The organism is Parabacteroides sp. B2-S-102 (assembly GCF_023656665.1).
Taxonomy (GTDB): Bacteria; Bacteroidota; Bacteroidia; order Bacteroidales; family Tannerellaceae; genus Parabacteroides; species Parabacteroides distasonis.
The window spans coordinates 37,164-55,798 of sequence record NZ_JAMOKM010000012.1 but is presented as its reverse complement, the minus strand read 5'-3'; the positions used below and the strand labels follow the sequence as shown (position 1 = coordinate 55,798).

14 protein-coding genes are annotated in these 18,635 nt (G+C 46.5%); 4 read left to right on the top strand and 10 right to left on the bottom strand.

The genetic code is table 11. The features are described 5' to 3' along the window. Positions 1-31 precede the first annotated feature (31 nt). On the top strand, positions 32-397 hold the full coding sequence (locus NBH07_RS14930; protein WP_005855716.1) for a MarR family winged helix-turn-helix transcriptional regulator: 366 nt from the start codon (positions 32-34) through the stop codon (positions 395-397). Positions 398-464: 67 nt separating this feature from the next. Continuing rightward, on the top strand, positions 465-2,933 hold the full coding sequence (locus NBH07_RS14925; RefSeq protein WP_009017752.1) for an FAD-dependent oxidoreductase: 2,469 nt from the start codon (positions 465-467) through the stop codon (positions 2,931-2,933). Between the two features lie 104 nt (positions 2,934-3,037). On the opposite strand, the gene NBH07_RS14920 is transcribed toward NBH07_RS14925, so the two are convergent. From NBH07_RS14920 to NBH07_RS14890, 7 genes are all read right to left on the bottom strand, one after another. Then, on the bottom strand, positions 3,038-3,574 hold the full coding sequence (locus tag NBH07_RS14920; protein ID WP_009017751.1) for a GNAT family N-acetyltransferase: 537 nt from the start codon (positions 3,572-3,574) through the stop codon (positions 3,038-3,040). A gap of 9 nt (positions 3,575-3,583) precedes the next feature. Beyond that, positions 3,584-3,742 (bottom strand): hypothetical protein, encoded by a 159-nt coding sequence (locus tag NBH07_RS14915; RefSeq protein ID WP_009276315.1) that lies wholly within the window; start codon positions 3,740-3,742, stop codon positions 3,584-3,586. Between the two features lie 138 nt (positions 3,743-3,880). Next, the gene (gene serS / locus NBH07_RS14910) at positions 3,881-5,155 is read right to left on the bottom strand and encodes a serine--tRNA ligase (RefSeq protein WP_009017749.1); all 1,275 of its coding nucleotides are present in this window, start codon (positions 5,153-5,155) and stop codon (positions 3,881-3,883) included. 47 nt (positions 5,156-5,202) lie between these two features. Further along, entirely contained in the window at positions 5,203-5,742 is a 540-nt protein-coding gene (locus NBH07_RS14905) for an NlpC/P60 family protein (protein ID WP_005865414.1), read from the bottom strand. 129 nt (positions 5,743-5,871) lie between these two features. Continuing rightward, positions 5,872-6,582, bottom strand: a complete 711-nt coding sequence (locus tag NBH07_RS14900) for a LytR/AlgR family response regulator transcription factor (protein ID WP_039848678.1) — start codon at positions 6,580-6,582, stop codon at positions 5,872-5,874. Continuing rightward, positions 6,579-7,601 (bottom strand): sensor histidine kinase, encoded by a 1,023-nt coding sequence (locus NBH07_RS14895; protein ID WP_009017747.1) that lies wholly within the window; start codon positions 7,599-7,601, stop codon positions 6,579-6,581. Before NBH07_RS14895 ends, NBH07_RS14900 begins: the two co-directional genes overlap by 4 nt. Before the next feature lie 97 nt (positions 7,602-7,698). Then, a complete protein-coding gene (locus NBH07_RS14890; RefSeq protein WP_009017746.1) occupies positions 7,699-9,690 on the bottom strand; it encodes a retaining alpha-galactosidase in 1,992 nt (663 codons plus the stop codon). An 82-nt stretch (positions 9,691-9,772) separates the two neighbouring features. Here NBH07_RS14890 and NBH07_RS14885 point away from each other — a divergent pair, with 82 nt between their 5' ends. After that, positions 9,773-11,512 (top strand): SGNH/GDSL hydrolase family protein, encoded by a 1,740-nt coding sequence (locus NBH07_RS14885; protein ID WP_009017745.1) that lies wholly within the window; start codon positions 9,773-9,775, stop codon positions 11,510-11,512. Between the two features lie 12 nt (positions 11,513-11,524). Here NBH07_RS14885 and NBH07_RS14880 read toward each other — a convergent pair whose 3' ends face one another. Together NBH07_RS14880 and tsaD are read right to left on the bottom strand one after the other, a co-directional pair. After that, positions 11,525-12,061, bottom strand: coding sequence for a CinA family protein (locus NBH07_RS14880; protein WP_250833530.1), 537 nt, complete (start codon positions 12,059-12,061; stop codon positions 11,525-11,527). Positions 12,062-12,123: 62 nt separating this feature from the next. After that, positions 12,124-13,143 (bottom strand): tRNA (adenosine(37)-N6)-threonylcarbamoyltransferase complex transferase subunit TsaD, encoded by a 1,020-nt coding sequence (gene tsaD / locus NBH07_RS14875; protein WP_009017744.1) that lies wholly within the window; start codon positions 13,141-13,143, stop codon positions 12,124-12,126. A 139-nt stretch (positions 13,144-13,282) separates the two neighbouring features. Here tsaD and NBH07_RS14870 point away from each other — a divergent pair, with 139 nt between their 5' ends. Then, the gene (locus NBH07_RS14870; RefSeq protein ID WP_156682584.1) at positions 13,283-17,746 is read left to right on the top strand and encodes a translocation/assembly module TamB domain-containing protein; all 4,464 of its coding nucleotides are present in this window, start codon (positions 13,283-13,285) and stop codon (positions 17,744-17,746) included. Here the strand turns inward: NBH07_RS14870 and NBH07_RS14865 are convergent. Beyond that, a complete protein-coding gene (locus NBH07_RS14865; protein ID WP_008780951.1) occupies positions 17,703-18,635 on the bottom strand; it encodes a tRNA-dihydrouridine synthase family protein in 933 nt (310 codons plus the stop codon). The two genes, NBH07_RS14870 and NBH07_RS14865, sit on opposite strands and share 44 nt — an antisense overlap.

Sequence of the window (18,635 nt, the reverse complement as noted above, 5' to 3'; positions counted from 1 at the left end):
CTTTGCATCATCAAACAAGTTATAAAGAAATATGGAACCAATTTGCGCCATAAAGGATATCTATAAGATACTGTACCAGTTCGAGAAAAATTTCTCGGAAGTACATGCTATCACCATCAACGAGGCCATGTTGCTTTGTTGCTTAAAGGATAATGAGGCAAAGTCGGCGGGAATGATTTGCGATTATATCGGTCTTTCAAACTCCCGGGTCTCAAAGGTGATCACCTCTGTCGAGAACAAGGGGTTTATCCGCAGGAACATCAATAAAGAGGATAAGCGGCAAATGTTTTTCTCGCTCACCCCAAAAGGGAAAGAGAAAATACAACAGATGATGCAGGCCGAGCTAAACATGGACAGCCTGTTCAATCAACTCAAAGAATACATACAAAAGGGATGAATCCCTTTTTTTAACTAATTATTGTCTACTAACAAATATGTATAATACAAATTAAATAAAAATAGATATGAAGTATTTGATTATTGGAGGTGTAGCCGGTGGAGCTACCGTAGCAGCCCGGCTGCGTAGAATGGACGAGAAAGCGGAAATCATCCTTTTCGAACGTGGAAAATATGTTTCTTACGCAAACTGTGGATTACCTTATTATATAGGAGACACGATCAACGACCGGAATAAATTATTCGTACAAACCGTGAAAGGCTTCACGGATCGATTCCGCATCGATATACGTACGGAGCAGGAAGTGACCCGAATCCTTCCCGAATCCAAGCAAGTGGAGGTAAAGAAACTCGGCACAGGAGAAACCTACACGGAGACTTACGATAAACTAGTGCTCTCTCCCGGTGCGGAGCCTTTGCGTCCACGCATCGAAGGAATCGAGAGTAAAAAGATATTCACGTTACGTAACGTGCCGGATACGGACACGATCAAGAATTACGTGAACACAGAAAAGCCCCGTACCGCCGTTGTTGTAGGGGGTGGTTTCATCGGCTTGGAGATGGCGGAGAATTTGCATGAGCTGGGTATCCACGTCACTGTCGTGGAAATGGCTAACCAAGTGATGGCACCCCTCGACTATTCCATGGCCGCTATCGTACATCAGCAATTGATCGGCAAGCAGGTAGGCTTGATGCTGGAAGATGGCGTATCTCGTTTCGAGGAGACTTCCGGAGGCGTGACCGTTCATTTGAAAAGTGGGAAGCAGATCCCGGCGGATATGGTTTTATTGAGTATCGGTGTCCGTCCGGAAACCCGATTGGCCAAAGAAGCGGGACTTACGATCGGAGCACTCGGCGGTATCGCTGTCAATGAATATATGCAGACCTCGAACCCGGATATTTATGCGTTGGGAGATGCCGTGGAAGTACGCCACCTCGTGACAGGCAAACCAGCCTTGATCCCATTGGCGGGTCCGGCGAATAAGCAAGGACGTATCGTAGCCGATAATATCGTATCCGGCAATAAGGAAACTTATGACGGGACGATGGGAACCTCTATCGCCAAGGTATTCGACTTGACGGTCGCCACGGCGGGAGCTAACGCTAAGCTGTTGAAACGGGAAGGAATCGCTTATCAATCCTCCTATACGCATGGAGCCTCGCATGCGGGATATTACCCGGGAGCCGTGCCTTTATCGATCAAGATATTGTTCGCACCGGAAGACGGACGACTGTTAGGGGCGCAAGTCGTAGGTTTCGGAGGCGTAGACAAACGGATCGAGATGTTAGCGCAAGTGATCCAGCGGAAAGGTACGGTCTATGACCTGACTGAGTTAGAACATGCGTATGCTCCTCCTTATTCAGCCGCTAAAGATCCTGTAAATATGGCCGGTTTCGTAGCGGAGAACCTGCTTACGGGAAAAGCGAAAGCGATCCAGTGGAGAGAAATCCAGAACTTATCGCCAGATACCGTACGTATCGATGTCCGTACCCGTGACGAGTACAGCTTAGGGACAATCCCCGGCTTCATCAATATCCCGGTTGATGAGTTAAGAGAACATTTGGCGGAACTGCCCAAGGATAAACCGATCGTAGTGACTTGCGCCGTTGGATTAAGGGGCTATTTGGCTTATCGCATCCTGACTCAAAATGGCTTCACGAATGTCCGGAACCTATCCGGTGGTTACAAGACTTGGAGTGTAGCGACAGCAAAGATCAAGAATGAGCCGGCCTGCGCACCTTGTTCGTCCGAAGCTGTTTCTGATAAGGCATCTGGTAAAAGTAGCTCTTGCAAATCGACTCCGGCAGCTACGGCGATTAAGGTAGACGCTTGCGGATTAATGTGTCCGGGACCGATCATGCAGTTGAAAAAGAACTATGAGAACTTGCGGGAAAATGAGTCATTGGAAATCACCGCAACAGATCAGGCTTTCGGAAAAGATGTCTCTTCATGGTGCAAGATAACCGGGGCAGAGTTAGTCTCTCTGGAAAATAAGGGAGGCACGATCGCCGCCACGGTACGAAAAAAAAAAGCTGAATGCAAAATAGCGACAGGTGGTAATAGTGCCGACAACAAGACATTGATCGTTTTCAGCGATGACCTCGATAAGGCGTTGGCCTCATTCGTCATAGCGAACGGGGCTGCCTCCACCGGAAAGAAGGTGACTATGTTCTTTACTTTCTGGGGACTTAACGTGATTAAGAAACGGGAAAAACCTGCCGTATCTAAAGATATCTTCGGCAAGATGTTTGGCTGGATGCTTCCGGCAAATAGCGAAAAGCTGAAACTATCTAAAATGAATATGGGTGGAGCCGGCAGTTGGATGATGCGCCTTATCATGAAGAAGAAACGGATCGACAGCTTGGAAAGCCTTATGGCACAAGCCGTAGAGAATGGTATCGAGATGATCGCCTGCACGATGAGTATGGACGTAATGGGCGTCAAAAAAGAAGAACTGATGGATAACGTTGTCCTAGGAGGCGTAGCCACCTATCTGGAACGTGCGGAAGATGCGAACGTAAACTTATTCATCTAAAAAATACGCCAATGTGCTCTCCTTTAAATCAGTATATATTTAGCGAAGAGTCACATTGGCGTATTTATATGTTATCTTCATCCTTCAAAATACAAACAGTTTAATCAAAGCAACCTATACAGATCGTAATACATCAGTCTCGTATGATCATTTACATCCTTTAAGGTTAAGTATTCAAAGCCGTTTTTCTCATAAAAAGTAAAGGCTGTTCGATAAGCGTCCACAGTGATAAAACGACATCCGGCTAATTGCTGGGTCAATGTGAGCCTTTTTATATAATCCAGTATCAAATGGCCTAACTGACGTTTTTGGCAACTAATGTTAACCCCTAGACGTCCAACTTTCAGTGACGGATAACTTTTAAAGTCCTTACCTTCCATAATGAGCCCTTTATTACTTTTAAATTCAATAAAAGAAGTCGTATTCCTAGTATCTTCCTTTGATATTTTATCAAAGAGCAAACTAAAATAAGCAACTACCTGCTCATTTTCTTTCAGTATATAAGTCAATGACATTCTGTGCATCATAGATTGATACGCATTATTAATCAAGAAATCATTTAAATCTTCATCGCCACAGTTAAAAGAGTGTAGATCTACCTGTTCAGAAAGGATTTGCAAGTTAAGATGTTTTGGTTGCATAGTAGTAAATTATTTAATCATGATTGAATTCATATACTCATAAGCTTTACGGATACGTTCTTTCTCTATTTCCGTTGCCTTATGCGTTTCATTATATTTCATTCGTTCATCAAAACGCTTAGCGTCATCACCGTATAAAACGGGAGTTTCTTTAATCGGTCGTGCCATAGCTTTATATGTTTTAGTCCTATAGCGGCAAAGATAGGTAATAACAATCAAATAAGCATCATATACTTACAATAACTTTCTTTGATTTTTAAACAAAGCCATGTTAAGATCAAAATCCTAACATGGCCTCACTCATTCTTATTTAATCATATCAAACCCAGTGTAAGGGATCAACGCTTTCGGGATGCGGATACCTTCGGGGGTTTGGTTGTTTTCCAATAAGGCGGCTACGATGCGGGGTAAAGCCAAGGCACTACCATTCAAGGTATGGCAAAGTTGCGTTTTCTTATTCTCGTCACGATAGCGGCATTTCAAGCGGTTGGCTTGATACGTATCGAAGTTGGACACGGAGCTAACTTCCAACCAGCGTTGTTGTGCCTCGGAATACACCTCGAAGTCAAAGCAAAGGGCAGCCGTGAAACTCATATCACCCCCACAAAGACGAAGGATGCGATACGGCAACTCCAACTTCTGAAGTAATCCCTCCACATGATTCAACATCTCTTGGTGAGATTGCTTAGAGTGCTCCGGTTTATCGATCCGAACCAACTCCACCTTAGAAAATTCGTGCAAACGATTCAAACCACGTACATCCTTGCCATAAGATCCGGCCTCACGACGGAAGCATTGTGTATAAGCGCAATTCTTGATCGGTAACTGCTTCTCATCCAGAATGACATCCCGGTAAATATTTGTCACGGGGACCTCCGCTGTCGGGATCAAATAGAGGTCGTCTACCTCGCAATGATACATCTGTCCCTCCTTATCCGGAAGCTGTCCCGTACCATAACCGGAAGCCGAGTTCACCACCGTAGGCGGCATGATCTCCAAGTAACCGGCATCACGAGCCTCATCCAAGAAGAAGTTGATCAACGCACGTTGCAAACGAGCGCCCAGTCCTTTATAGACCGGGAAACCTGCTCCCGTGATCTTAACACCCAGATCGAAATCAATCAAATCATATTTCTTCGCCAATTCCCAGTGCGGAAGAGCGTTCTTCGGAAGTTCCGTTTCCATACCTCCCATTTTCTCTACCACATTGTCCTCGGCGGAGGTACCCTCGGGCACTTCATCGTAAGGTACGTTCGGGATCGTATAAAGTAAGTTCTGCAGCTCCTCGGCAGCCTGATCCATCTCAGCCTGCAAAGCCTTGCTCACCTCCTTGATCTCAGAAACATGTTTCTTAGCGGCCTCCGCCTCTTCCTTCTTGCCCTCTTTCATTAATTGTCCGATCGACTTAGAGGTTGCGTTTACCTCCGCTAGGTTCTTATCTAATTGATTTTGTGCGATACGTCTTTTATCATTCAATTCCAACACTTTATCGATGCTTTCTTTCGCACCCTTAAAATGTTTCTTTTCCAGTCCACGGATTACGGCATCCGTGTTTTCAGTGATTAATTTGATTGTCAACATATTCTATTTATGTTTAATAGTTTTTCTAAGACGCGAATTTAGTAATTTTATTTTACCCGACCACCCGTTAACCAAGTTCTTGTATAATAAGGTTCGCTAAGGCTACTTACCATCACGCCGCTAGAAGTACTGGTATGGATGAAGCGCCCATTTTTCAAGTAAATCCCCACGTGATTCGGAACGCCACGCTTCCCGCCACGGCCCGTCTTGAAAAATACCAGATCTCCTTCCTGCAATTTGGCACGACTCACTTTCTTGCAATTATACTTCAGCATATCCGCCGAGGAACGAGCCAGCTGTTTTCCGTATACCTCCCGATAAACGATCGATACGAAACCGGAGCAATCCACGCCCCGTTTCGTGCTCCCTCCCAATTTATGACGTACACCTAACCAACGGGCCCCCTCGTTGTACAAGAATATATTATCTTCCGGTGTGATACGTACCCCATATAAGCGAGCCAACTCCTTCGGTCCCTTGAAATCGGCGGGCAAAGCTACTTTTTGTTGTTTTTTGCTACCGCACGAGGTCAGACATATAAGCAGGATAAAGATCCGGATAAACCCTAAAGGAATGCTATTCTTCATATCGTTTTCTCTTAATTAAGGCACGAATATACACATAAAGTTTAGAATGCCCATTATAAGGTTCCTACAATGGGCATTGTAAGGTCGTTAGAATGCCCATCGTAAGGAGCTTTGAATGGGCATCCAAGTTCAAGAAGGTTGAGCAGCTTTCAGATAAGCGTTGAACGCCTCTTTGTAGGCATCCGTCACGTGGATGATCTCCTTCCCGATATAAACGCAATTATTCCGGTCGACGGAACGGATCTTATCCAACGCCACGATATAAGAACGATGTACCCGCATAAAGCGACCGGTAGACAGCATCTCTTCCATGGCCTTCATCGTCACGTGGGTGATAAGCGGACGGACCTCCCCTTCCAGATAGATCATCACGTAATCCTTCAAACCCGTCACGTATAATATCCGGGAGATTTCCACCTGCCGCAACTGGCTATCCACCCGCACGAAAAGGCTGCCTCTCTCCTCCTTCACGCTACTCATCTCAAACCATTGGCGGGCCTTCTCCGCAGCTCCGAGAAACTTATGGTATCGGATGGGCTTCAGCAGGAAATCGAGGGCATTCACCTCATAGCTATCAAAGGCATACTCCTTAAAGGCGGTCGTGAAGATCACCCTCGTACCGGGGGGCACCATGCGGGAGAGGTTCAGCCCGTCCAGATCCGGCATCTGAATATCCAAGAAAAGCACGTCCACCGAAGACTCACGCAACGTGGAGAGTGCCAGTACCGGATCATTGAAGGAAGCCGCTAGCCTCAGATAAGGCGTACGGCTTACAAAGTCCTCCAGCATCTTCACCGCCAAGGGCTCATCGTCTACGATCATGCAAGTCAGTGTTTTCATAAGCAGTCTCGAAGTGTTATTTGAACAAAGTAACTATTTTCCCGGAGCTCCTGATCATATCGGTAACGACCGGGATAAGCCAGATCCAGCCTACGCCTCAGGTTTTCCAACCCGATCCCCGATCCGCTACGGTTCACATCCGGTTTCGGATGGTCGCTATTCTCGCAGGTAAAAACAAGGTTATCTCCTTCCGCCTTGAAACGAATACGTACGAACGACGACTTACGGCTATTCACGCCATGCTTGAATGCGTTCTCTATCAAAGAAATAAACAAGAGCGGAACGATCCTCATCGGTTTAATCGGAATCTGCAAATCTACTTCCACGGTAGCCAACTCATTGCAGCGTAATCTCATCAGCTCGATGTAATTATTCATGAACTCGATCTCGCCTTCCACCGGTACCAGCTCATGGTTCGACTCATAGAGCGTATACCGCAGCAAATCGCTCAATTGCCCGATACTTTCTTGCGCCGTATCTTGGTCTATCTGGACCAAGCTGGAAATATTATTCAAGGTATTAAAGAGAAAATGCGGATTCAACTGGTTCTTCAGCCAAGCCAGTTCCGCTTCGGCGTTTTTCTGCCGTTCCTCTTTCAAACGCATCTGCATATCGCCCCAGCGTACGATATAACGGAATCCCACGGCACATCCAATCACTAGCAAATGTAAAAAGAACGCTCCGAAAGCGACCATATACATTCCCGAACGCCATTCGTCCGGGAAATCCGCCTTAGGAGAAAATATCCATAGGTTAGCCCCCGTGATCAATAGCAAATTCATCAACCCAAAGAGCATCTTCCGATCCCGATAAAGCAAATAGGGAACCAATACATAGAAATTAGCGGTGAAAACAATAGCCAACGGAGTAATGAACCCCGTATTAATCTTCCACACCTCGAAAGCCGAACTCGGATTAAAGCGTATGAAAAAATCGATCGCAGGAGGAATCAGCCATAAGGTGATCCACAATAAAGCCTGTCCTCCCGCCAATATATAATCTTGCCTCGTGAGTTTCATAATACGTTTTTTATAAAAGTAAGCGAATCTAACGCCTGCGCCTATGAACGCAAGCGTTTATTCGACGAGTGGCAGGGTCGCTTTAGACGAAAAAGAATTATCGTTTCTGGATACGAGCCGCATAGCCTCCACCGGGAGCCATACGGATCCTTAATTTGCGATTCGCAGGGACTGGGATTACCTCTTTCTTATAATCACGGGCAGCACGATCGGCATTTATGCCATCCTTGAATAATTCCAAAATATAATCACCTTCGCCCAAGAAAGACAAGTCTAAATCCAGCTCCCTCGGCGTCCAGTTGGTCAATACCCCGATATACCAATCATTACCATGACGGCGGGCGATCGCTACATACTCGGAGACCTTTCCATCCAATGAGACCGTCTCATCCCAGATAGTGGGAATGTTAGAGATAAACTCCGTACATTCCTTTTCCCTCCTGTAATTAGACGGGGCATCGCACAACATATTGAAAGGAGACTCGAAGATCACGTAAGTAGCCAACTGGCGGCAACGGGTTCCTTGGCTCATCGGCTCCGAGTTTACCGGGCAATAATTACCTTTAACGGCGTTACGCATAGCGCCTTGCGTATAATCCATCGGGCCGGCGATCATACGGATGAATGGGATCGTGACATCGTACGTCACCATATCGTAAGACTCGGGAGACCATTTCAGTTGCTCCAAACCATTCACACCCTCATAGTTCAATACGTTCGGATAGGTCCGTTGAAGACCTGTCGGCTTGAATACGCCATGGAAATCCACTAGCATCTTATATTTAGCGCATACCTCGGAGGCCTCATAAACAAAGTTCACCATTTCCTGATCGTCACGATCCAAGAAATCCACCTTGAAGCCTTTCACGCCCATATCCGAATAATGCTTCACGACATTCTCCATATCACGGGCGAAAGCCCAATAACCCGCCCAAAGGATAATTCCGACATTCTTGGACTTACCGTAATCCACCAATTCTTGAAGATCGATCTCCGGTATTACTTGCATCATGTCCGCTTGCAGGTTCACGGCCCAGCCCTCATCCAAGATTACGTACTCGATGCCATGCTCGGCGGCGAAGTCGATATAATATTTATAGGTGGGATTATTGATTCCGGCACGGAAATCCACACCGTATAGATTCCAGTCGTTCCACCAATCCCAAGCCACCTTACCCGGCTTGATCCAAGAGATATCGTTTACCCGGGAGGGAGAAGCCAGGCGGTAGACCATATCGCAATCGGCCAACTCCTTATCATTCCGGGAGATTATAAACGCACGCCAAGGGAAAGAACGGGTTCCGGATGTTTTGGCGATATAGTTCTCACGCTCTTTCACCAACATCTGTAACTGATTATGGCCGCCTTGCTCCTTCACTTTCGGATAAGGCGCATGAACCGCTTTCAAGGAAGTTTTTCCCGTCTCGTTATTCAAGAACATCCCGGGAAAATCCTCTAGATCGGCTTCCGTGATACAGACCTTGCGACCGTCTCCCAGATCCACCAAAAGAGGCAGGATCTTCAGGCGTTTATCATTTAGGCTAGAGATCGTCTCGTTTACGTAGGGCTGCTCGAAGGAGTTGAAGAATTGCTCCTCGAACGTCGGCTTCGTACTATTCACGTAAGCGGTGAATGTCTTATAATCCGAAGGGAAGTTATAGACGGCCTCCTCGTCGGCGATAACGATCGGTTCCTTTCTTTTCGTCGTGAAACGGTAAGCGACTCCATCGTTATACACCCTAAAAACCAGCCCGTAGTTTCCCCGGAACGAGATTTGCATCTCATTATAGATATCCTTTACTACGTCCTTCTTATAGAACGGAGAGGGTATCTCCTTGTCTACCGAGGTCTTCGTCACTTTCAAGACTTTCGGGTTAGCGCCAAGTACCTCACCTCCTTGTAAAGTCATAGATACGGCAGAATTCATTACCTCCGAATGATCCTGTACGATAGAGAAAGCGACTTTATCAGCTACCGTAACCTCCACCTTTATATCCCGGTTTGGAGACTGGACTTGGTAATTCTTCTGGGCGATCGACGGGATAGCGCCCATTAAAAAGAGAAAAGCAAATAGAATGTTTTTACGCATGGTTTATTGATTTAAGTTTGTTTATGAATACAAATATATATTATCTTTGTCATATTCATAACAAAAAACAAATAATACCAGAATGATGAGACTTCACAAAATCCTCTTAACGCTCGTATGCCTCACGGCTCTATCCGCCCACGCACAATGGAAATGGCTCAACCCGCTCGAATGCGGATTCCCTGTCATACAAAACCAAGGATGGACCGAAGAGATCGGAGACAGCTACGTCCGGCTTCCCCAAAGAGCCGAAGGCAAGGTACGTAAACCCGTCTGGGATTTATCGCGCAACTCCGCCGGGTTGGCGATTCATTTTTTCAGCAACGCCCCTGAACTAAAAGTACGCTATCAAGTAAGCGGACCGCTGAATATGCCACATATGCCCACGACAGGCGTATCCGGCGTAGATCTATATAGTATCGATAGCGATGGCCAATGGAGATTTTATTTCGGCGGTTATCCTTCCGGAGATACGCTTCAATATCATTATACGAACATAGGCAAAGATCTGTATCATGACAGGGGCTATGAGTTCCGCCTCTACCTGCCTCCTTATAATACGATAAAGTGGTTGGAAATCGGCGTGCCCGAAAACGATGAGCTTACGTTTATCCCCGTATCGCCCGAGAAACCGATTCTTTTATACGGAACCTCGATCGCCCAAGGCGCATGCGCCTCCCGTCCGGGCATGACTTGGGGCACGATCTTGCAGCGTTCACTGGGATATCCGCTTATCAACCTAGGCTTCTCCGGTAACGGACGTTTAGAGAAAGAGGTATTGGATTTTATTTGTGAGATAGACGCACGCCTTTATATCCTTGACTGCCTGCCCAACCTCACGCCAAAGAGCAAAGATGAGATCACGCAACTCGTATCGGACGCAGTCAAGCAAATACGTGCCACCCACTCCTCTCCGATCTTATTGGTGGAGCATGCCGGATATAGCAACGCACTCGCCGACGATACGAAGCTACAAGATTATGTGCGCATGAACGAAGGAGCTAAAAAAGCATTCGAGGAATTGCAGGCACAAGGGATAAAAGATATCTACTACCTTACACGAGAAGAGCTGGGACTGCACCCGGACGCTTGGGTAGATTACGTCCATCCTTCCGACTGGGGCATGGAAACACAGGCGAACGCCGTAGAGCGGAAAGTACGGGAAATATTACGCATCCCCGAAGGTAATCTCTCCACTACACAGCCTGTCACCCAGCGCCGGGAACCCAATAATTACGAATGGCAAAAACGTCACCGGGATATTCTCTCGCTGAATCAAAGCAACCCGCCTCGACGGGTGATCCTAGGTAATTCCATCACGCATTTCTGGGGAGGAGAGCCCAAAGGACCGTCCGTGCGAGGTATGGAAACATGGGAGAAAATCATGCGTCCGGCAGGATTCCACAATCTCGGATATGGTTTCGACCGTATCGAGAACGTACTTTGGAGAGTCTATCATGGTGAATTGGATGGATACAAGGCTGAGGAAGTAGTATTGATGATCGGCACGAATAACATCGGAATCAACAATGACAACGAGATCGTGGAAGGCATTCGTTTCTTGCTTTCCGCCATCAAGCAACGGCAACCGGAGGCCAAGATCAAGGTAATCGGCATCTTGCCCCGCCGCAACCAAGAAGAACGGGTAAGGAATCTCAATCTCCGCATCCGTCAAATGGCCGAGACCGGATGGTACACGTTCAAGAACCCGGGTACGAAGTTGCTTCAGGAAGACGGCAAGATAAACGAATCCTTATTCTCAGACGGATTACACCCGAACGAGGAAGGCTATAAACAAATCGTGGACGAGATCGCCCATTAAGCGATAGTCCCTTTACTCACGAATCAATCCGAGCAACATACGCAACGCCGCCTCTGCCGACAAGCGAATGTTCTCCATACGAGGATTCTCCCCGAAATGATAGCACTCGGAGAGAATCCTCTCCTTATAAGCGGCGGCAATCCATACCGTTCCCACCGGTTTCGAGGGAGTCCCGCCTCCCGGCCCGGCGATCCCGGAGGTAGCGACGGCACAATCACATCCCAATACCCGCATAGTTCCACGGGCCATCTGCTCCACAACCGGCTGGCTTACGGCCCCGAAAGTGTTCAAGTCCGCCTCGGAGACACTGAGCACATGATGCTTCACCTCGTTGCAATAGGCTACCACGCCCCCGGTGAAGTATTCCGAGCTGCCCGCCATGGAGGTTATCATGCTGGCAATCTTTCCGCCTGTACAACTCTCTGCCGTACCCATCATCAGGTGTCCTGATTTGAGTGCGTCCGCAACTTCTAACTCTATTGGTAAATCATCTACTTCCATTGTTATAATGATACTAGGAGTTTCATTATGGGAAAACAATAGTTTCATTAGGAAGAAACTTTTGTTTTCCCTAGAAGAAACTTTTGTTTCTCTATAGTAAAACTATTTTCCTATAAGACAATCCTAGAAAAAGGAGCGGCATCCATCGGACAGAACTCCTTATCCATATACTTATAATATCCCGTGATAGCTACCATAGCGGCGTTATCCGTGGTGAACGAGAACTTCGGGATATGTACTTTCCAGCCATAACGTTTGGCGTGATCCAAGAATGCCTCACGCAAACCGGAATTGGCCGATACACCTCCGGCGACGGCTACTTCATTTATATGCAAATCCTTCGCCGCCTTACGCAATTTACTCATCAAGATATCGATTACCGTAGCTTGCAAGGAAGCGCATAGGTCTCGCTTGTTCTTCTCAATAAAATCCGGATCATCTTTCAAATGATCACGCAAGGTATATAAAAAGGAGGTCTTCAGGCCACTGAAGCTATAATCATATCCGGGGATATGCGGCTTGCTGAACGTAAAGGCATTCGAATTACCCTCGTTCGCCAAACGATTCACGACTGGGCCACCGGGATAACCCAGTCCCATCACCTTGGCGCATTTGTCGAAAGCCTCTCCCGCGGCGTCGTCGATCGTCTGGCCGATCACCTCCATATCATTATAAGCGTTCACCTTTATGATTTGCGAGTTACCGCCCGAAACCAACAAGCAAAGGAAAGGAAACGAGGGAGCATGGTCATCGTCCGGAGTCTCCTTGATAAAATGAGCCAACACGTGAGCCTGTAAGTGATTGACCTCGATCATCGGGATATCCAAGGAAGCGGCCAAACCCTTGGTGAACGAGGTCCCGACCAATAAAGAACCCATCAAACCCGGTCCACGAGTAAACGCCACGGCACTCAACTCGGACTTATCAATGCCGGCACGCTTGATGGCCTCGGCTACTACCGGAATAATATTCTGCTGATGGGCACGGGAAGCCAACTCGGGGACAACCCCGCCATAGGCCTCATGAACGGCTTGACTGGCTATTACGTTGGACAGCATCACGCCGTCACGGATCACCGAAGAGGAAGTGTCATCGCAAGAAGACTCGATTCCTAATATCGTTATACTCATATCTTCATTCTTTTTTCCGCGAATTAACGAAATCTATCGCGATATTGTTGTAGATTTGCGCTAAATAAATAGAAAAGATATCAGAGGACTTAAATACATAATCATTACCCTGCTTACATTATTCTGGATATTCTATGCGTTGCCGGGCATCTTACTGAGAATTCCTTATATTCAAAACAAAGTATCAGAAGTAGCCACGACCCAGTTATCCGGCCACCTCGGTGTGCCCGTAAAGATCGGTAACGTGGATATCGAATGGTTCAATCGCCTAGTACTGGAAGGGCTTTATCTGGAAGACCAAGACGGGAAAGTCATGTTCGAGGCGAACCATGTGGCGGCGGGATTCGAGATCATGCCGTTACTGGAAGGGAAGTTCGTCTTCACGACGGTACGTTTGTTCGGTTTCTCCTTCAACCTACGAAAACATACGCCCGAAAGCCCCTTGAACCTGCAATTCGTCATCGACGCTTTCGCCAGCAAGGATTCGATAAAGAAAGAGAAGAATATCGATCTCCGTTTCAACTCCATCATGATCCGAAGAGGTAATTTCAGCTATAACGTGGATAGCGAGAAAGAGACCCCGGGAAAGTTCAACGCCAAGCATATCGATATCAAGAACCTGAGTGCCAAGATATCCCTCAAGGCTTTTAACAAGGACAGCGTGAACGCCCATATCAAGAAGATGAGTTTCGATGAGGCATCCGGTTTCTCCTTGAATAAGTTATCGCTGAACGTGGTCGGGAACCGGGATAGCGCTTTCGTGCAGGACTTCGAGGTACGCTTGCCGCAGACAAACTTGAAGATCGGGCGTGCCCGGATCGATTTAAGCGAGATCGATAGCCTTCCCGCTCTCTTGAACAACGCTCCGATCGATTTGAATATAACACCTTCGCAAATCTGCCTGAAAGACTTATCCCCTTTCGTCCCGGCGTTCAAGAACTTCGCCGACACGATTGAGTTATCGGCCGAGGCAAACGGCTACATCAATAATTTTAACTTGAAGCGCCTCACCTTGAAGTATAGCGATAAGATGCTGTTTATCGGCCATATGGAACTGAAAAACATCACCTATCCTGAGGAAACGTATCTTTTAGGGAAGGTGAATAAGATGTATATCACGACAGACGGCATCTCCAGTCTGGCCAATAACTTCAATGAGCGTCCGAAGAGTCTCCCGGCCTCGGTCGTCAAATTGGGGACGATCAATTTCACGGGCGAGATATCAGGCTTTTTTGATAACCTAGTCGCTTTCGGAAAATTATCGTCTTCCATCGGCTCCATACAGACAGACTTGATATTCGGTAGCAACAAGGATAAGAATATAGCCGCTTACCTACGGGGACGCATCGCCTCCAGCAGCTTGCGGCTCCATGAGTTATTTGGTGAGAATAATCCTTTCGGGGAGGCTCGCTTCGACATCAATATCGATACCCGTAGACCTGTTGGCGGAAATTTCTCCGGAAATATCCAAGCACAAGTCAAGGAGTTCGATTATAAAGCTTATAAATACAAGGATATAAATCTTTCCGGTAATTTCAGGAAGAGTAGTTTCGATGGGACTATCCATGTAAACGATCCCAATGGCGAGTTACACGCCCAAGGCATCTTCCAGCACCAAGGGCAAAACTCCTTGTTTAATTTCACCGCCCGCCTCGATCATTTCCGGCCGGACCGATTGAACCTGACAGACAAATATGAGGCGCCGAATATCTCCTTGACTTTAAACGCGGATTTCACCGGAGATAATATCGATAATCTGGAAGGTAGCATCACGTTGGACAGTCTTTCTTTCGAGACCACTCCCAGCAGCTTCTTCCTTAAGAAATTCGAAGTAGTTGCCTCGGGGCATAGTCTCGACCGGCAATTAACCATAACGTCCGATATCTTGAATGGAGAGGTCACCGGGTCTTACTCATTCAACACGCTAATCCCCAGCCTTATGAATACGTTCAAGGGATATGTGCCAGCCTTGATCAACACGACCCAGAAAAAACAAATCGTGAAAGAGAATAACTTCGCCCTCCTATTAACGATCGAGAATACGGAAGCGCTTTCTACGACATTAAAACTACCGTTCACGATGGTGCAACCCGGACGGATCACGGGACATTATAATAATATTTATAATAAGTTCCGTATCGAGGCGTGGCTTCCGAAGTTCAATCTCGGGAAATCCATGTTCGAATCCGGCTACTTGGTTTGCGACAATCCGAACGATAAGGTAAACCTACAATTAAAAACGATTAATTATAACGACAAGGGACTGCGTAACTACCTTGATATCAAAGCAGACGCTAAAGATAATCTGGTGAACACCCTGATTGGCTGGGCGAATAATAAAGAGCGGTTATTTAAGGCCGACATCTCCGCCTCTACCCTTTTTGTCGAAGAGGAAAGCGAGAAAGGGCCGGCCAAGTTACGTACGGAAGTCACGTTGAATAAAAGCCCCCTCATTATTAAAGACACGCTCTGGACCATCAATCCGGCGAATATAACGATTCGTGAGGGCAAGATCGGTATCGAGCATTTCCGGGTAGATCATGAGACCCAGTATTTATCTATGGAAGGGACGATCTCAAAAGATCCGGCAGATACTTTATTGGTAGACTTGAAGCAAATAGAGCTGAGTTATGTCTTCGACGTATTGAATATCCCAGTCTTGCAATTCGGAGGTGAGGCTACCGGTAAGTTCTACGTGAATGATTTATTCAATAGCCGTATGCTAAACACGGATCTGGAAGTAAAGAATTTCTCATTCAACCAAACCCCCTTGGGTCGCCTCAATCTCTTCAGCGAATGGGACGACGCACAGAAAGGTATCCTTATGCTGGGAAGCATCTACAAGAACGACAGCACTTGGACGGATGTAAACGGCTATGTATTCCCGGTCGGACCCAATGCGGGGCTATCCTTGTATTTCGATGCCAATGATATCAATCTAGCTTTCTTGCAGCCCTTTGTCGATACGGTCGTAAAGAACTTGCAAGGCCGGGGATTCGGAAGTATACATTTGCACGGCCCCTTTAAGGAGCTGAATGTCGAGGGAGATGCCTATGTCATGGATGGAGGGGTAGGCGTTGATTTCTTGGATACGTATTATACCTTCTCCGATTCCGTCCACCTTGACTCTACATCCGTCAATTTACGGAATATCACGGTCAAGGATCAATTCGGCAACCTAGGGAAAGTCAGCCTCAAGTTCAACCATTTGCATTTCCGGGATTATAGCTTCCTCGTAAACGTGCAAGGCAATAATATGTTGATGTATAACGCCAACCAGAAAAAGAATCCGCTGATTTACGGAACTGTATTCGCCAGTGGAACGGCGCAGATCAAGGGTAACGGTAAGTTGATCGACTTTGATATTAATATGAAAAGCGAACCTAAGACCGCTATTTATCTGGACTTCATGAATAAGAACTCGGCTACGGACTATGATTTTATCACGTTCGTCGATAAAAGCAAGTTGGCCGCTAACGTAGATTCCACGTCCACACACCCATTGAATATCGTACACGAGACAGACGAGGGAGCCGAGCTACGAATGAACTTCCTCCTTGATATCACACCCGATGCCGATATAGAGCTAATCATGGACCCGATAGCGGGAGACCGTATCAAAGGAAACGCCAGTGGAAGTTTACAAATACAATATGGAACAAGAAGTGATCTTCGTATGTATGGCGACGTGAATATCGTACAAGGAAACTATAATTTCAGCTTACAGCAAATCATCCATAAAGACTTTAAGATCAGAGACGGTAGCACGATCAATTTCCGTGGCGATCCCTTTAATGCCCATATGGATATCAATGCGATCTACAATCTGACCGCAAATATCGGAGACTTGGATCAGAGTCTCTTACAAGAAAGTTCTCGAACAAACATACCCGTCAATTGCGTCTTAAACCTTAAAGGCGCATTGCGCAGCCCGTCTATTTCCTTCGACTTAGAATTTCCGAACTCTAACGAGGAATTAGAGCGTCAAGTCAAAGCGTTTATAGACACAGAGGATATGATGACTCGGCAAATTGTTTATTTGCTGGTGTTAAATAAATTCTACACACCAGAATATGCCCAAACGAGTTATAAGTCTAGCGAGTTAAACGCCGTGGCTTCATCCGCTATCTCAGCGCAATTATCCAATCTATTAGGTAGTTTCACGGATAAAGTACAAATAGGGACAAACATACGAGCGGGACAGGACGGTTTCAAGGAAGACACGGAATATGAGATGATATTATCCAGCCAGTTGCTAAACAACCGCTTATTGATCAATGGTAATTTCGGTATGAGAAATACGGTCACTACAGGCAAAAATAACACTTTTATCGGAGAGTTCGACCTAGAATATAAGTTGACCCCCTCCGGTGAGATCCGGCTAAAGGCTTATAACCATGCCAGAGATATGTATTTCGGCCTGAAGCAAGCATTAACCATACAAGGTGTAGGTATCATGTACCGGAAAGACTTCACGAACTTCTCTGAGATTTTCAGGAGAAGAAAGAGGCCTCTTTTACCCTTGATCCCCAAAGACTCTACGAATGTCCCTCCCGTAGTCAAAGACTCAACAAATCTTTCACTGCCGACTGATAAGAAGTAAGGGAAGTACTTTTCAATACTTTCTTGCGAAGCCTTTTATCGGCCTCCGGCAAAAGATAATCCCAGATTGTCTTCATTTTAGATAATACCTGATGCTCGCCACCTTCCAACCGGGCAGCATATTCATCCATCAACGACTCATGGAACATGACTAGTTTATCCCGCCTCTCATTCACGGTCAAGACCTGTCCGGACACAAACTCAGTGGCCAGCCAAGGAGAGGCCAATAACCCTCGTCCCAGCATGATCCCGGCAAGCCCCGGAAAACGCTCCTTTATTCCTCGGATATCTTCCAGCCCCACTAAATCTCCATTATAATATAAGGGAAGTTCACATTCATCATAAAAACGAGAGAATCCATCCCAATCGATAGCTCCTTTATATTGCTGTATCCCTAACCGGGGATGCAAGGTTATATGCTTCAAAGGTAACTTATTTAATAAGGAAAGAAGCACGAATGACTCGTCGGTACACTCCCACCCCAAACGCATTTTCACCGAAAAAGAAATATCCGGGAACTCCTCAATCGTACGTAATAAAGACTCGGCCTCTTCCTTGTACCGCAAAAGTCCCGAGCCTCTATGCGCACGGACCTGCATAGGGAAAGGGCATCCTAAATTAATATCCGCTTCCTTGTATCCATTCTCTTGGAATAAACGCACGATCGGCCGAAACTCGTCTGGTGTGGAAGCGATCAATTGCGGTACGACATGTACCTGCCTATTTCTATCGCAAGCGATATCCTTCAAGTCCTTATTCCGGAAACCACCTTTCTCTATCCTTACGAAAGGAGTATAATAGGTATCTACGCCCCCGAATACTCGGGTATGCGCCTCTCTATAAACCGAATCCGTATATCCTTGCAAAGGAGCGAAATGAATGACTGCCAT

Coding starts and splice junctions, on each gene's coding strand:
- NBH07_RS14900 (WP_039848678.1), bottom strand. CDS start 6,582: ATGAAAACACTGACTTGCATGATCGTAGACGATGAGCCCTTGGCGGTG.
- NBH07_RS14930 (WP_005855716.1), top strand. CDS start 32: ATGGAACCAATTTGCGCCATAAAGGATATCTATAAGATACTGTACCAG.
- NBH07_RS14925 (WP_009017752.1), top strand. CDS start 465: ATGAAGTATTTGATTATTGGAGGTGTAGCCGGTGGAGCTACCGTAGCA.
- NBH07_RS14885 (WP_009017745.1), top strand. CDS start 9,773: ATGATGAGACTTCACAAAATCCTCTTAACGCTCGTATGCCTCACGGCT.
- NBH07_RS14915 (WP_009276315.1), bottom strand. CDS start 3,742: ATGGCACGACCGATTAAAGAAACTCCCGTTTTATACGGTGATGACGCT.
- tsaD (WP_009017744.1), bottom strand. CDS start 13,143: ATGAGTATAACGATATTAGGAATCGAGTCTTCTTGCGATGACACTTCC.
- NBH07_RS14890 (WP_009017746.1), bottom strand. CDS start 9,690: ATGCGTAAAAACATTCTATTTGCTTTTCTCTTTTTAATGGGCGCTATC.
- NBH07_RS14905 (WP_005865414.1), bottom strand. CDS start 5,742: ATGAAGAATAGCATTCCTTTAGGGTTTATCCGGATCTTTATCCTGCTT.
- NBH07_RS14865 (WP_008780951.1), bottom strand. CDS start 18,635: ATGGCAGTCATTCATTTCGCTCCTTTGCAAGGATATACGGATTCGGTT.
- NBH07_RS14880 (WP_250833530.1), bottom strand. CDS start 12,061: ATGAAACTATTGTTTTCCCATAATGAAACTCCTAGTATCATTATAACA.
- serS (WP_009017749.1), bottom strand. CDS start 5,155: ATGTTGACAATCAAATTAATCACTGAAAACACGGATGCCGTAATCCGT.
- NBH07_RS14895 (WP_009017747.1), bottom strand. CDS start 7,601: ATGAAACTCACGAGGCAAGATTATATATTGGCGGGAGGACAGGCTTTA.
- NBH07_RS14920 (WP_009017751.1), bottom strand. CDS start 3,574: ATGCAACCAAAACATCTTAACTTGCAAATCCTTTCTGAACAGGTAGAT.